Annotated in this window: 16 protein-coding genes; 11 read left to right on the top strand and 5 right to left on the bottom strand. The window is 52.9% G+C overall.

The window, feature by feature from the left end; genetic code table 11:
* Positions 1–14 precede the first annotated feature (14 nt).
* Both ACT3XD_RS10125 and rloA3 read left to right on the top strand, forming a co-directional pair.
* The gene (locus ACT3XD_RS10125; RefSeq protein WP_192539173.1) at positions 15–1283 is read left to right on the top strand and encodes a lytic murein transglycosylase; all 1269 of its coding nucleotides are present in this window, start codon (positions 15–17) and stop codon (positions 1281–1283) included.
* A gap of 38 nt (positions 1284–1321) precedes the next feature.
* Positions 1322–1870: a retropepsin-like aspartic peptidase RloA3 gene (gene rloA3 / locus ACT3XD_RS10120; protein ID WP_192539174.1), complete on the top strand. Its 549-nt coding sequence runs from the start codon at positions 1322–1324 to the stop codon at positions 1868–1870.
* A gap of 18 nt (positions 1871–1888) precedes the next feature.
* Here rloA3 and ACT3XD_RS10115 read toward each other — a convergent pair whose 3' ends face one another.
* Positions 1889–2602 (bottom strand): 16S rRNA (uracil(1498)-N(3))-methyltransferase, encoded by a 714-nt coding sequence (locus tag ACT3XD_RS10115; RefSeq protein WP_192539175.1) that lies wholly within the window; start codon positions 2600–2602, stop codon positions 1889–1891.
* Positions 2603–2734: 132 nt separating this feature from the next.
* Here ACT3XD_RS10115 and phaR point away from each other — a divergent pair, with 132 nt between their 5' ends.
* The 7 genes from phaR to ACT3XD_RS10080 all read left to right on the top strand — a co-directional run bounded on the left by phaR (position 2735) and on the right by ACT3XD_RS10080 (position 7393).
* Positions 2735–3199 carry a polyhydroxyalkanoate synthesis repressor PhaR gene (gene phaR / locus ACT3XD_RS10110; protein WP_018918594.1) on the top strand — a complete coding sequence of 155 codons (465 nt, stop codon included), beginning with the start codon at positions 2735–2737 and terminating at the stop codon, positions 3197–3199.
* Positions 3200–3266: 67 nt separating this feature from the next.
* Complete coding sequence (gene purD / locus ACT3XD_RS10105) at positions 3267–4556, top strand: phosphoribosylamine--glycine ligase (RefSeq protein ID WP_192539176.1); 1290 nt, start codon at positions 3267–3269, stop codon at positions 4554–4556.
* 55 nt (positions 4557–4611) lie between these two features.
* Positions 4612–5052 carry an acyl-CoA thioesterase gene (locus tag ACT3XD_RS10100; protein WP_192539177.1) on the top strand — a complete coding sequence of 147 codons (441 nt, stop codon included), beginning with the start codon at positions 4612–4614 and terminating at the stop codon, positions 5050–5052.
* Positions 5052–5924: a phosphoribulokinase gene (locus ACT3XD_RS10095; protein WP_018918591.1), complete on the top strand. Its 873-nt coding sequence runs from the start codon at positions 5052–5054 to the stop codon at positions 5922–5924. Before ACT3XD_RS10100 ends, ACT3XD_RS10095 begins: the two co-directional genes overlap by 1 nt.
* A gap of 52 nt (positions 5925–5976) precedes the next feature.
* Positions 5977–6318: a histidine triad nucleotide-binding protein gene (locus ACT3XD_RS10090; protein ID WP_192539178.1), complete on the top strand. Its 342-nt coding sequence runs from the start codon at positions 5977–5979 to the stop codon at positions 6316–6318.
* A gap of 50 nt (positions 6319–6368) precedes the next feature.
* Positions 6369–7010, top strand: a complete 642-nt coding sequence (coq7, locus tag ACT3XD_RS10085; RefSeq protein ID WP_192539179.1) for a 2-polyprenyl-3-methyl-6-methoxy-1,4-benzoquinone monooxygenase — start codon at positions 6369–6371, stop codon at positions 7008–7010.
* 224 nt (positions 7011–7234) lie between these two features.
* A complete protein-coding gene (locus ACT3XD_RS10080) occupies positions 7235–7393 on the top strand; it encodes a DUF1328 domain-containing protein (protein ID WP_018918588.1) in 159 nt (52 codons plus the stop codon).
* Positions 7394–7472: 79 nt separating this feature from the next.
* Here ACT3XD_RS10080 and ettA read toward each other — a convergent pair whose 3' ends face one another.
* The 4 genes from ettA to ACT3XD_RS10060 all read right to left on the bottom strand — a co-directional run bounded on the left by ettA (position 7473) and on the right by ACT3XD_RS10060 (position 11619).
* Positions 7473–9134 (bottom strand): energy-dependent translational throttle protein EttA, encoded by a 1662-nt coding sequence (ettA, locus tag ACT3XD_RS10075; RefSeq protein WP_018918587.1) that lies wholly within the window; start codon positions 9132–9134, stop codon positions 7473–7475.
* Positions 9135–9339: 205 nt separating this feature from the next.
* Positions 9340–9546 carry a PA3496 family putative envelope integrity protein gene (locus ACT3XD_RS10070; RefSeq protein WP_018918586.1) on the bottom strand — a complete coding sequence of 69 codons (207 nt, stop codon included), beginning with the start codon at positions 9544–9546 and terminating at the stop codon, positions 9340–9342.
* Between the two features lie 135 nt (positions 9547–9681).
* Positions 9682–10131 carry a PAS domain S-box protein gene (locus ACT3XD_RS10065; protein WP_192539180.1) on the bottom strand — a complete coding sequence of 150 codons (450 nt, stop codon included), beginning with the start codon at positions 10129–10131 and terminating at the stop codon, positions 9682–9684.
* Between the two features lie 165 nt (positions 10132–10296).
* Complete coding sequence (locus ACT3XD_RS10060) at positions 10297–11619, bottom strand: MFS transporter (protein WP_192539181.1); 1323 nt, start codon at positions 11617–11619, stop codon at positions 10297–10299.
* 81 nt (positions 11620–11700) lie between these two features.
* On the opposite strand from ACT3XD_RS10060, the gene ACT3XD_RS10055 reads away from it, so the two are divergent.
* Together ACT3XD_RS10055 and ACT3XD_RS10050 are read left to right on the top strand one after the other, a co-directional pair.
* A complete protein-coding gene (locus ACT3XD_RS10055) occupies positions 11701–11970 on the top strand; it encodes a SelT/SelW/SelH family protein (protein WP_192539182.1) in 270 nt (89 codons plus the stop codon).
* Complete coding sequence (locus tag ACT3XD_RS10050; RefSeq protein ID WP_192539183.1) at positions 11967–12854, top strand: DMT family transporter; 888 nt, start codon at positions 11967–11969, stop codon at positions 12852–12854. Before ACT3XD_RS10055 ends, ACT3XD_RS10050 begins: the two co-directional genes overlap by 4 nt.
* Positions 12855–13170 lie beyond the last annotated feature (316 nt).

The raw sequence follows: 13170 nt of genomic DNA, 5'->3' as shown, positions 1-13170 counted from the left end.
CAAGGATAGATGCCATGTCGTTGAAGATCGATTTACCGCTGCGCCGTGTGGTTAGCCATACGTCGCTAACGCTTTCCGCAGGGCTGCTGTCCATGCTGCTGAGCGGTAGCCTGCAAGCCAATCCCCAGCTAATGACGGAAGTGGATGCACGCGGAGCCCAAGAGCTGCGCTACGCCAATTTTGAGCAATGGCTAAATGAGTTCCGTCGCTTTGCGGCCACTCAAGGGATTAGCGAGGCAACACTGGCAACGGCGCTAAATGGCGTGCGTTATCGTGATCGCGTCATTGAACTAGATCGCTATCAGCCTGAATTTGTGCGCCCCATTTGGGAGTATCTTGATTCAGCCGCCTCCGATACGCGCGTCAATACCGGTCGTGAGCGGTTTGAAGAGAACCGCCAAACGGCCTTGGAGATGCAGCAACGCTTTGGTGTGCCTGCAGAAATTGTTGTCGCCATTTGGGGCATCGAAAGTAATTACGGCAGTAACTTTGGCGACTTTTCAACTATCGAGGCGCTGGCTACCCTGGCCTACGATGGGCGCCGACGAGACTTTGCCCGCGGCGAGCTACTAGCTGCCCTGCGCATTATTGAGCAGGGCGATATTTCTGCCGAGCGCATGAAAGGTTCCTGGGCAGGCGCCATGGGACATACTCAATTTATTCCCAGCAGTTTCGAAGCCTATGCCGTAGATGGCGATGGCGACGGGCACCGCGATATCTGGGGCAGCATTCCAGACGTGATGGCCTCGACCGCTAATTACCTGGCTCGGGCGGGTTGGCAAACCGGTCAGCCGTGGGGTGTTGAGGTTGTACTGCCAGCGTCGTTTGATTATTCCCAAACCGAACGGCTCAGCAGTGCTGAATGGAGCCGACAGGGCGTTCGTGCTTTGGAGGGCGAGCTGCCTGATTTTGAGAGCGCAGCGATTGTTATTCCCGCTGGCGCGCAAGGACCTGCGTTTGTCGTAGGGCCTAACTTCCGGGCGATCTTACGTTACAACAACGCCACCAGCTATGCCTTGGCGGTCGCCACACTGGCCGATAAAATTGCTGGGGGGGCCGGCATCCAGCAGTCATGGCCAAGAGGAGAGGCAGCTTTAACCCGCGATGATGTCAAAGAGCTTCAGCAACGCTTGAATGACGCAGGCTACGGGGTAGGCGGGGCTGATGGAGTCATGGGTCCCAATACCCGTGAAGGGCTGCGCGCCTTCCAGCGTCAGCAAGGGCTAACGCCGGATGCATTTGCTACCCAGTCGCTTCTTGAACGACTGCGGCAGGCGCGCTAAAAAAACGATTAATCTCTTATTTCACCAAGGACGATGCTATGAGGTTTGTGGAAAAAATGCTGGCAGGTGGTTTGCTGGCGAGTGCTTTAACGGCTAGTGCCGTTGCTAGTGATGAGCAAGTGTTTGGCTGGGTTGAAAATGCCACCATAGAGCCGTGGGGCATCATGGTAAAAGCTAAGCTGGATAGCGGTGCTCTCACCTCGTCGCTTGATGCGCGTGATATCGAAATGTTCGAGAAAGACGGCGAGGATTGGGTGCGATTTCGCTTGAAGCTTGAGGATCAGGACAGCGGAGAAGAATTTAGCGACCGTCTTGAGCGGCCGCTCTACCGCGAACAGTCGGTACGCGGCGCAGGTGGGCGCGATGAGCGGCCGGTGGTCCTGATGAACGTGTGTATGGGCGATACGATTTACGAAGAGCAGTTTAGCCTTCGTGATCGCGAGGAAATGCTCTACCCGCTGTTGTTGGGTCGGCGCACCATCAGCCATTTAGGCCTTCTGGATGTGCGTAGCACGTTCCAGCAAGAGCCTGTATGTGGCGAAGACGCGACCGTGGTTAAGCATGACCCAGAAGACGAACAATCCTAGTAGATTAGCTAAAAGCGTTTAAAACAGCCGGGCGAGTAACGCCGTCACGGCTGTTTCTACGCGCAGAATGCGGGGGCCCAAGTGCATACCTTCGCAGCCTACCTCTAGCAGCTTTTCAACTTCCCATGGAATGAATCCACCCTCAGGGCCCACTAATAGCAAGATCTTTTCGCTAATACCTCGCGGGCAGGCCATAGGCATGCCCGGATGAGCCACCAGGCCACGATGCTCACGAAGCAGGTCAGGTAATTGCTCTTCGATAAACGGCCGAAATCCTTTGCTTAAAATCACATTAGGCAGCTGGGTATCGCGTGCCTGCTCTAATCCTAATATCAGATGTTGCTGAATTTTTTCAGGCAGGAGTTCAGGTGACTGCCAGTAGCTTTTCTCTACCCGTTTGGTATGCAGTAGCGTAATCTCTTTTACCCCGAGCGCCGTGACATGCTCAAGCGTTCGCGCCAGCATGCGAGGACGAGGCAGGGCGAGCACCAGATGAACGGGCAGTGCGGGTGGGGCGACATCAGTTAAAGAATCTAATGCAAACACCGCCTGCTCGCGGGTGAGTTCGATAAGCTGTGCCTTGCCCATCGAGCCGTCTTGAACCCCCACTGTTAACCGGCTGCCGGGCGTTGCACGGTGGATATCACGCAAGTGCGCTAGCCTGCGCGGATCGCTGATGCGTGCGTAGCCTTGCTGGTCGAGGTCACTGGGATGAAGCAAAATCAAATTCATAAGCGGCATCTATTGGTCAAAGGATTGGCACGCTGTTCCGCACTAATCTACTCACATGGTTTGCATGGGTGCGTGGTGCAGGCACAATAATACCATTGGGGGCACCCCCTATCGCGTTTAAGGAGATGCGCTGTGCGCGTAATTCGTAAGTATGCCAACCGCCGGTTGTACGATACTCAGCAAAGCCGTTATGTAACGCTTGAGGATCTGCGCTGTTTAATCATTGAAGAAGAGCCGTTTCGGGTTGAAGATGCGAAAAGCGGGGAAGACCTGACGCGTACCATTTTACTCTCGATCATTATTGAGCAGGAGCAGTCGGATAATAACGCCGAGGTGTTTTCTAACGATCTGCTCGCGCAGCTGATTCGGGTTTATGATATGTCGTCTCCGCTGCCGCTGGCGCGCTATCTTGAGCAGGGCACGCAGCTTATGCTTGAGCAGCAAAAGCGCCTGCAGAGTCAATGGAAGCAAGCCATGCGCCATACGCCTATGGAGTTTATGCGTGAGCTGGCCGAAGAAAATATGCGCTTTTGGCAGAATACGATGAACCAATCTCCGCCGCCCAGCGATAGCAATGAAGAGGATAAAACCTCCTGACGCCAAGAGAGGCCTCGTTGTGGCATAATGCGGCGCATAATCGCTCTCCCGTTCGAGAAGGAAGAACATGAAGGTTTTGATGATAGGTGGCGGTGGCCGTGAGCACGCGCTGGCGTGGAAATTGGCGCAATCCCAGAATGTTGAGCAGGTGTTTGTGGCGCCGGGCAATGCCGGCACCGCCACGGAAGATAAACTGACCAATGTTGATATAGCGGCCACTGATTTAGCCGGGTTGGAAGCCTTTGCGCTTAACGAGCGTATTGGTTTGACCGTGGTAGGCCCCGAAGCACCCTTGGTTGAGGGCGTGGTTGACCGCTTTCAGGCTGCAGGCCTGACTATCTTTGGCCCTACTCAGGCGGCAGCGCAGCTTGAAGGCTCCAAGTCGTTTACCAAGGACTTTCTGGCGCGCCATGCTATCCCCACTGCTGATTATCAAACGTTTACGGCGGTAGAGCCTGCACTGGCCTATTTGCAAAAGGTCGGCGCGCCTATCGTCATCAAGGCTGACGGGCTGGCAGCCGGTAAAGGCGTTATTGTTGCCATGAGCGAAGTGGAAGCCGAAGCGGCTATTCGCGACATGCTCGAAGCCAATGCGTTTGGCGATGCAGGCGCCCGTGTGGTGATTGAAGAATTTCTGGAAGGTGAAGAGGCAAGCTTCATTGTCATGGTCGATGGTGAAAACATTGTGCCTATGGCCACCAGCCAGGACCATAAGCGTGCCTATGACGGCGATACTGGTCCCAACACGGGTGGCATGGGCGCTTATTCCCCAGCCCCTGTTGTTACGCCCGAAATTGATGCCCGCATTATGGAGCAGGTGATTGTTCCCACCGTTCAAGGGATGGCGGCTGAAGGCAACGCCTATACGGGCTTTCTATATGCTGGGTTAATGATTGATAAGACGGGCCAGCCTAAAGTGATCGAGTACAACTGCCGCTTTGGTGACCCAGAAACTCAGCCGATCATGATGCGCTTAACATCTGATCTCGCTGAGCTTTGCCTAGCTGGTGCAAAGGGGCAGCTGGCGGATAAAGCGTGTCATTGGGACCCGCGCGCCGCCGTGGGCATTGTGATGGCCGCCGGTGGATATCCAGGCAGCTATCGCAAAGGCGATGTGATCCATGGCTTTAAAAAAGCCGAGCAGCATAGCAAGGTTTTTCATGCGGGCACGACTCAAAACGCTCAGGGCGAGATTACTACCTCAGGCGGTCGCGTGCTGTGTGTAACGGCACTGGGTGATAGTGTTTCCGAGGCGCAGCAACAGGCTTACCAGGGCGTGAAAGAGATTCACTGGGAAGGGGCCGAGTATCGTCGTGATATCGCTTATCGTGCTATTGCGCGCGAAGTGGCGAAGTAACGACTAAGCAGCAAACATAACAACCGATAACGATCATCACCGGAAGGAAGCAGGCATGGAACGTGTAAAGCTGGATTTTCCCGCTGAAGCGATCATTCATCGTCACCCCCTAACGGTGCGGATAACCGACATGAACTACGGGCGGCACCTGGGCCACGATGCCTTGGTGTCACTGTTGCACGAGGCCCGGGTTCAGGCGTTTGCTGCACTTGATTTACCAGAGTGGGATTTGCACGGCTATCCTAGCATAGTGGCTGATTTAGCCGTGCAGTATCAAAGCGAAGCGCGTTGGCCTGAAGCGTTGGTTATTGAAACCGCAGTACCCGAGCCACAGGGCAAGGCATTAACCGTTTATCAGCGTGTTTTAACCAGCGACGAAAAGCGCATTGTGGCGACGGCCCGCGTTAACCAACTGCTTATCGACATGAAGGCTGGTCAGCCTGTCGAGGTGCCTACGCCAGTCAAACAGGCTTTGACCCAGGCAAGGGGCGCTTAATGTCACGCGAATATCCGATTATCGCCGTGACGGGCTCGTCAGGGGCAGGCACCACGACCGTTAGGCGAAGTTTTGAGCGCATGTTTTTACGCGAAGATGTGCACGCCGCCGTGGTGGATGGTGACGCCTTTCACCGCTATACGCGTGACGACCTTCATCGTATGTTTCGTGAAGAGCCTGAGCGTAAGGATGAGCTTTCCCACTTCGCCGTAGAAGCCAATCTGCTGGATCGCCTTGAAGGTCTTTTTATTGAGTATGGCGAGCATGGTTCGGGCACCTTCCGACACTATATTCATGCAGAAGATAAGCAGAAAATTGAGGCGGGTTACCGGGTCGGCACGTTTACCGAATGGCAGTCGCTGCCGTGTGGCACCGACCTATTGTTCTATGAAGGCTTGCACGGCGGCCTGGTAACGGAAGATTACGATATTGCCCGCCATGTGGACCTGCTGGTTGGGGTCGCGCCGACCATGAATCTTGAGTGGATTCAGAAAATCGACCGCGATACCAAGCTGCGTGGTTATTCCCAGGAGGCAGTTATCGATACTATTCTGGGGCGAATGAATGACTATGTGCGCTATATCCAGCCGCAGTTTTCACGTACGCATATCAACTTTCAGCGTGTGCCTACCGTGGACACCTCAAACCCCTTTGAAGTACAGGATATTCCGACCGATGCTGAATCCTTCGTGGTGATTCGGTTTCGTGATCCTTCAACGGTGGATTTTCCCTGGTTGCTGGCAATGATCAAGGACGCCTTCATGACTCGGCCTCATACGCTGGTGGTGCCTGGGGCGCGAATGTCATTGGCTATGGAGCTGATTTTAGCACCGCTGGTACGCCATCTATTGTCACAGCGCCGCTTTCGCTAACCGTTTTGGCAAAATGCCGAGCGATAAGATGTAACGATAACAAGGAGTGGGTATGGATTGTCTGTTCTGTAAAATTATCAATCGTGAGATTCCAGCTGATATCGTATATGAAGACGATCACGTTCTCGCCTTTAACGATATTAGCCCCATGGCACCCACTCACCAGCTGATTATTCCCAAAAAGCACGTTGCCACCCTAAACGATATTCAGGAAGACGACCTGGCGCTAATCGGACGTTTGCAGTTCACCGCCGCCCAGCTTGCCAAGCAGCAGGGCTTTGCCGATGACGGCTACCGTGTGGTGATGAATTGCAACGAAAAGGGCGGGCAGACGGTCTACCATATCCATATGCACCTGCTCGGTGGGCGTCAATTCACCTGGCCTGCAGGCTAAACCGCCATTGTTTATTTGACTTCCCTTTTTGTCGATAAGCGGAGTAAGCCATGAAGCGTCAACTTAGTCGGTCTGATTACGTTATTCATCAGTTCGATACTGCGCTACGCTCGCTGATCCCTAACGCCGCCAAGTCGCAGCGTAATCACCCGGTTGGCAAGGTAGAGGATCTCGCGTTTGACACACATGAGCGCCGCCACACCGCTGGGTTAATGCGCACCAACCACTTGATCAGCGTGTTTAATCAAGGCCTCTACCAAGGACAGAGCGCCACTGCGGCGCTGCCTCACTCGCGTCTGCAAATGGAGCAGTCCGCGGCTGAAGCGTTTGATCATTTGGCGTGGTGTGAAGAGCGTCTGATGCAGCTAAACAGCCGGACAAGCCACTTCACTCCGCTTTTCTATGCATCAGCCTACGCAGCAGGCGCTCTATCCGGCGTGACCAGCGACCGCCTTAGCCTAGGAATGGTGGCGGCGACCCAAGAGGTGGCTGGTAAGCACTTTGAGCTGCAGCAAGCCCGGTTGATCGAGGGCGATCAGCGCTCCCAGGCATTACTTCGCCAGATGGCCACCGATGAGGCACACCATGCGCATCAGGCCATTGAGGCGGGCGGCTTACGTTTTCCCGCGCCGATTAAATGGGGTATGCGTTTTGTGGCTCAAGGGTTGACCAAAGGCGCTTACTATTTTTAAAACAATGTTTTAAAACCATGTTTTAAAAACATAGTTTTAAAAGCGTCATGTTTTGAGGTGGGCGTAAGTACTAAAAACGTACGTAAGCGCAACGATAAACGTATTGTTAATTTCTTGACGAATAGCGGATTATCGCCAAAGCTTAATTTTGTCAAAGCAGGTCGTACGTAAGGTAACGTACGCTTTTAAGTGGAAAAGCGTCACCAAGGAAAAGGAGAGAGACGATGCTAGGCAATGCGATGCTTTTTTTGATTATTGCGATTATCGCAGGTGTGCTCGGTTTTTCGGGTATTGCAGGTGTTGCGTCAACCATCGCGCAAATTTTATTTGTTCTGTTTTTAATTCTGTTCGTAGTGTCGTTATTTACCGGACGCCGTCGCTAACGTATTGATTCAGCCAAAACCAGATGAACAAAAAGCCCCATTATGGGGCTTTTTGCATACTGGCAGGCGCTAAAGCGTATTACGCATCGATACGCTTATACTTCATGCGCTTGGGCGTGTCGTTACCTACCCGCTTTTTATGATCTTCTTCATAATCGGTGTAATTACCGTCGAAGAAGACGACTTCTGAGTCACCTTCAAAAGCCAGAATATGCGTAGCAATACGATCTAAGAACCAGCGATCGTGAGAAATCACCATGGCGCAGCCTGGGAATGCCAGCAGGGCTTCTTCCAGTGCGCGTAGCGTTTCGATATCCAGGTCGTTTGAGGGCTCATCCAGCAGCAGCACGTTGGCGCCCTGTTTGAGGGTTTGGGCAAGCTGCAAACGTCCACGTTCACCGCCTGAAAGTTCATCCAGGCGCTTTTGCTGGTCGTTACCCTTAAAGTTGAAACGACCAACGTAGGCGCGCGAAGAGACTTCGTAACCATTGATGTTGAGGATATCCTGCTCGCCAGATACCGCCTGCCAAACAGTCTGCTTGTCATCCAGCGCATCGCGAAGCTGCTCGACATAAGCAATATCAACGGTTTCCCCGATGACCACTTCACCCGCGTCCGGCTGCTCTTGGCCCGTTACCAGCTTGAAGAGGGTGGATTTACCCGCACCGTTACCCCCAACAATGCCTACGATCGCGCCCTGGGGAATGGTGAACGATAGATCCTGGTAAAGCAGCTTGTCATCGAAGCGCTTGGTAACGTTATGAAATTCGATGACCTTGTCACCCAGGCGCGGGCCAGGCGGAATATAAATCTCGTTGGTTTCGTTACGCTTCTGGAAGTCGCCCGACTGCATTTCTTCAAAGCGATTAAGGCGCGCTTTGCTTTTTGCCTGACGACCTTTCGCGTTACTGCGAACCCACTCGAGCTCTTGCTTGATGGCTTTTTGACGCGAGGCTTCCTGCTTGGCTTCCTGAGTCAGACGGTGCTCTTTCTGCTCCAGCCACTGAGAGTAGTTACCCTCAAACGGAATGCCCTGGCCGCGGTCAAGTTCCAGAATCCAGCCGGCAACGTTATCCAGGAAATAACGGTCGTGGGTGATCGCCACTACGGTACCGTTATAGTCATGGAGGAAGCGCTCCAGCCAGGCAACTGATTCGGCGTCCAGGTGGTTGGTTGGCTCATCGAGCAGCAGCATGTCCGGGCTTGAAAGCAGCAGGCGGCACAGGGCAACGCGGCGGCGCTCACCACCTGATAGGTTGCCGACTTTAGCGTCCCAGGGCGGTAAGCGCAGCGCTTCTGCGGCAACGTCAAGCTTACGCTCAAGGTTGTGCGCGTCGGCTGCTTCGATCATGTTTTCAAGGCGTGCCTGCTCGCTTGCCAGGGCATCGAAGTCGGCATCAGGTTCAGCGTAGGCTGCGTACACGGCATCTAGCTTCTCTTGTGCCTCTTTAATGGCACCGAGCGCTTCCTCAACCGTATCGCGGACGTTCTTCTCATCGTCGAGCTGCGGCTCCTGAGGAAGGTAACCTACATTGATACCCGGCATCGGACGAGCTTCACCTTCAAACTCTTTATCGACACCGGCCATAATGCGCAGCAGCGTGGATTTACCAGAACCGTTCAGGCCCAGCACGCCAATTTTGGCACCCGGGAAAAACGACAGCGATATATCCTTGAGAATTTGTTTCTTGGGCGGCACGACTTTGCCAACCCGATTCATGGTGAATACGTATTGCGCCATGGAAATCCATTAGGTTGATGAAAACGACAGCAAAGTGCTGAGTAGGGCTCAAATGATAGTGCCCTACGCTTGGAAAGGCCAGAAAGCGCCGGGAATGACATAGCGCTGTGCTGTTAAAAACGGTATTGCGAATCTGGTGCTTGGGAAAGCAAGGCGCTGATAGCTTTTAAAATCAGGCTCTCTAAGCATTAAGCGCTGCCTTGGCTTAAGCGTCCCAGTCATCTTCTATGGCACGCTGCAGGCGACGTTCTTCAAGCCAGGCTTCTACCTGACGGCGAGCGCGTAGCGAATCAGCCTTGCTAGGCTTGTGCTTGCCGTAGTGTTCGTCATTCACAGCATCAAGATTATCGAACTCTTCAGCTTCATGACCTTCCGCTGAAAAATTTTCACGATTTAAGGGGTCACGGCTCATGGTATGCCCTCCAACCCAAGCCGGCGAACCGGCATCACAACGGCTTCTTTTAAGAGAAGCGCCAAACGCTAAAATAGCGCCTAGCCGCTATATAACGCCACTTGGGGTGAAGGTCAAGTATTAGTCCGGATTTTATTATGCGTGTGCTTTGCTAGGGGTGGTTTGATTGTCTTGTAATTTCGCTAACGCAAGCTGGGCTTCAACGCGTTCAGTGACATCTTTTTGTACGCCAATAAAATACATGAGGTGATCGGCCTCATCGAATACGGGCGTCATGGAGAGTTCATTCCAGAACATCGAGCCATCTTTGCGGTAGTTACGCAGAACTTCACGACAAGGCTGCAGATTCTTTAACGCATCACGAATAACGTTAAGCGCCTCTTGGTCACGGTCATCGTTTTGTAGAAAACGACAGTCGCGGTACAGAATTTCGTCGGCGCTATAACCCGTCAAGCGCTCAAACCCTTTGTTGACATAAATGAGGATATTTTCATCGCCTTCCTGCTCGGCAACAACAATGCCGTCCTGGGAAGCATCAATAATACGTTCAAGTAATTCGGGGCTGATCAGGGGAGATCGTTTCATCAAGGGATTCCTGTTGCTGCTTCGGTTCTTCCGTAGCCATGGCGCTGTGTATCAGCGCAGGAGCTAAGCGGCATTTCAAATCACTTATCTATTCTAGAATAGCAAACTATCCGCATATCGCTGCCATACGCTTGCCATGATGGCGAGCGTTGCGGTTCATTGCAATCATGATTGTTGTTCGACCTCGGGTAATTTCTGTGCGCTGAGTATCGCGCCAACTGCGGTTAAGGCTAGCAGCAAAAGTAATGCTGCGCTGCCCAGCCACTGCGCCAAGCCGCCGATAACGCCACCTACCAGCAGCATTAATACGCCTGTCAGCGTGTTGGAAAGCGCAACGTAAAGTGCACGATCATCTTGGCTCGCCATATCCACAATATACGTTTTACGTCCCAAACGGACGCCATGGTGAACGATGACCAGCAGTGCATAAACCACGGCATACGGCCAAACGCTTTGGGTCCAAGTGCCGGGTAGCCAAGCAAAGCTTGCACCGAGCAAGCAGCAGGCAACCGTGCCAATAGCGGCGTTGTGCATAACGCGACGGCTGGATTGGTCGGCCAGTTTTCCCCAGATGGGGCTTGCGACCATCCCGGCAAGCCCTGAAACCACTACCAGCAGGCCTAGCCCACTGAGTTCAGAGCCGCTTTGCTGCTGGCCAAGTAGGGCAATGTAGGGCAGGGCTAATGCACTGGAAAGCAGGAGGGCTCTGGCCACGTTGAAGTGCAGAAACGTACGGTCTTTTTTTAACAGCGATAAGCCAAGCTTAACGCTACCCCAGGCATTTTCTCCACCATCAACCGCGCCGGGTACTTCTTTAATTCGCGCCGCACAAAAAGCATTCAATAACCAGCTAAGTGCCGCCACACTTAACAAAACCGCCAGGGCAGTATTTCCGGGACGATCACCCAGCAGCATAAGTACGCCGCCCGCTGCCAGCGTGGCGCCGCCTGCCACGCTTCCACTCCATCCCATCAGCGTACCGCGACGGCGTTTGGCAATGGTTTTGCCCATAACATCTTTACTGGCGATAGAAGAAAGGCCGCGCGCTAATGACAGCAGTATTAAAACAATTAAAACGCCAGCGCCGCCTAGACTACCCCGACCGGTAAGGGCGAGCACGGCAAGTATTAACGCGGCCAATGCCTGAAGTACCGCGCCCGCCACCCATACGCCTTTTCGCTTGGGTTTTAGGCGAATAAAGCCTGCTACAAAGACCTGAGGCAGCAGGGCGCCAGATTCACGGATAGGTACCAGTAGACCCACCATCCATATCGGAGCGCCAATGATCCCCATTAGCCAGGGGAGAACTAAACGAGCGCTTGAGAGCTCATCGGCAAGCTTATTACCCAGCGATGCCCATAAATGCAGGAAAAAGTTGTGCGGCTGCTCAGAGCAGGCTTGCTCTGGGATGTCGTCACACAGGCGGTTATCTTCATCACCTGTCAGCCTTTCAAAAAGACGCGTTTGAGAAATATTGCGTTCAGCCATTGCTGTTCCTTGGCGGTTACTACCCTAGGGTGACAAAATGCAGTAAGAAACCACCACATTATACTGAGAAGGAGCTTAAGCGTGTCACGGATTAAAATTCGCTACTGCACGCAGTGCCAGTGGCTTTTACGCAGCGCTTGGTATGCCCAGGAGTTACTTTCTACCTTTGGCGAAAGCTTGGAGGAGGTAGCGCTTGCGCCTTCGCACGGCGGCACCTTTGAAATCTGGTGTGATGATACGTTGATGTGGGAGCGCAAGCGTGATGGTGGCTTCCCCGATAGCAAAGTGCTCAAGCAGCGTGTTCGTGATCAGATCGAGCCGAGCCGCGACTTGGGGCATATCGACCGATGAGCCAGGATCGGCAAGCTATTCTCTATGGGTTAGGTGCTGTTGGGCTTTGGTCAACGGTAGCGACAGCATTTAAAGTCGGCCTTGGCTGGATGACTCCACTTGAGCTGATGTGGCTTGCCGCGGTGGTTTCCTGGCTGTTGATGGGAGGCTTGGTACTCAAACAGGGCACCATGAGGCAGGCGCTCAATAGCGGATGGAAAACGGCCTTATGGGCAGGCGTTATGAATCCCGTCGCTTACTATCTGGTACTGTTTGCCGCTTACGACCGTCTGCCTGGGCAAGAGGCCATGGCCCTTAACTATACGTGGGCGCTAGCGATGGCCTTTTTAGCGGTTCCTATTCTAGGGCAACGGCTAACGCGCATGGATATTGTCGCAGGCTTAGTGGCCTATGCAGGCGTCTGGGTGATTGCAACACGCGGTGCGGTATTCAATATGTCGTTTGAAGATCCGCTTGGCGTGTTACTGGCATTAAGCTCCACGCTTCTATGGGCGCTTTATTGGCTGCTCAACGCACGCGACGAGCGGCCGCCATTAGTGGGGCAGTGGCAGAACTTTACTGTAGGACTGCCCATCTTGACCGCGCTGTTGTTAATCGGGCCGGGTTTTCAATGGCATGGCTGGAAAGCCGTCGGGGCGGGTGTGTATGTTGGGCTGTTTGAAATGGGGATCGCGTTCGTCTTATGGCAGATGGCGGTTCACAAGGTCTCGCGCACGGCTAAAGTCTCAACGCTCATTTTTCTTTCCCCGCCGGTTTCGTTGCTACTGCTCTATCTAGTCGTTGATGAGCCGCTTCTGCCTTCTACCTTTGTGGGATTGTTTTTCATTTTATTAGGATTGGCGCTGCAGCAACTTCAGAGAAAACCAGAAACGGCTGCGCTATAAAAAATGTTTATTTTTGTTTTCATCTTGTAAATTTAGCGTAACTTTTGTTTGATACGCTTTCTTGCTAGGTAATTTTCATTAGTCTCAATAGCACAATTTCTAATAAACTATTGAAGTAAATAAAATATTAGTCTTGTATTTAATGAGATTACTAAGCGTATGGCTCCATGAAAGTGCAACGGGGTGGTGAAAGTGGCGACTCCATTGCTTGATAAGCGTTTTACGCAATAGGGATCACTCTTGATGAAAGGTAATATGAAAGTAAAACTGAAGAAGATTTTCTTACATAGTGCTATTCAGCCGCTAACAGTTGCCA

The sequence above is a fragment of the Halomonas sp. AOP7-B1-5 genome, from assembly GCF_052353045.1.
Taxonomy (GTDB): Bacteria; Pseudomonadota; Gammaproteobacteria; order Pseudomonadales; family Halomonadaceae; genus Vreelandella; species Vreelandella colorata.
This window is presented reverse-complemented; position numbering and strand designations above follow the sequence as displayed.

What these genes read in the sequence shown, in the direction of transcription:
- ACT3XD_RS10125 (WP_192539173.1), top strand. Translation starts at nt 15, where the DNA reads ATGTCGTTGAAGATCGATTTACCGCTGCGCCGTGTGGTTAGCCATACG.
- rloA3 (WP_192539174.1), top strand. Translation starts at nt 1,322, where the DNA reads ATGAGGTTTGTGGAAAAAATGCTGGCAGGTGGTTTGCTGGCGAGTGCT.
- ACT3XD_RS10115 (WP_192539175.1), bottom strand. Translation starts at nt 2,602, where the DNA reads ATGAATTTGATTTTGCTTCATCCCAGTGACCTCGACCAGCAAGGCTAC.
- purD (WP_192539176.1), top strand. Translation starts at nt 3,267, where the DNA reads ATGAAGGTTTTGATGATAGGTGGCGGTGGCCGTGAGCACGCGCTGGCG.
- ACT3XD_RS10100 (WP_192539177.1), top strand. Translation starts at nt 4,612, where the DNA reads ATGGAACGTGTAAAGCTGGATTTTCCCGCTGAAGCGATCATTCATCGT.
- ACT3XD_RS10095 (WP_018918591.1), top strand. Translation starts at nt 5,052, where the DNA reads ATGTCACGCGAATATCCGATTATCGCCGTGACGGGCTCGTCAGGGGCA.
- ACT3XD_RS10090 (WP_192539178.1), top strand. Translation starts at nt 5,977, where the DNA reads ATGGATTGTCTGTTCTGTAAAATTATCAATCGTGAGATTCCAGCTGAT.
- coq7 (WP_192539179.1), top strand. Translation starts at nt 6,369, where the DNA reads ATGAAGCGTCAACTTAGTCGGTCTGATTACGTTATTCATCAGTTCGAT.
- ACT3XD_RS10080 (WP_018918588.1), top strand. Translation starts at nt 7,235, where the DNA reads ATGCTAGGCAATGCGATGCTTTTTTTGATTATTGCGATTATCGCAGGT.
- ettA (WP_018918587.1), bottom strand. Translation starts at nt 9,134, where the DNA reads ATGGCGCAATACGTATTCACCATGAATCGGGTTGGCAAAGTCGTGCCG.
- ACT3XD_RS10070 (WP_018918586.1), bottom strand. Translation starts at nt 9,546, where the DNA reads ATGAGCCGTGACCCCTTAAATCGTGAAAATTTTTCAGCGGAAGGTCAT.
- ACT3XD_RS10065 (WP_192539180.1), bottom strand. Translation starts at nt 10,131, where the DNA reads ATGAAACGATCTCCCCTGATCAGCCCCGAATTACTTGAACGTATTATT.
- ACT3XD_RS10060 (WP_192539181.1), bottom strand. Translation starts at nt 11,619, where the DNA reads ATGGCTGAACGCAATATTTCTCAAACGCGTCTTTTTGAAAGGCTGACA.
- ACT3XD_RS10050 (WP_192539183.1), top strand. Translation starts at nt 11,967, where the DNA reads ATGAGCCAGGATCGGCAAGCTATTCTCTATGGGTTAGGTGCTGTTGGG.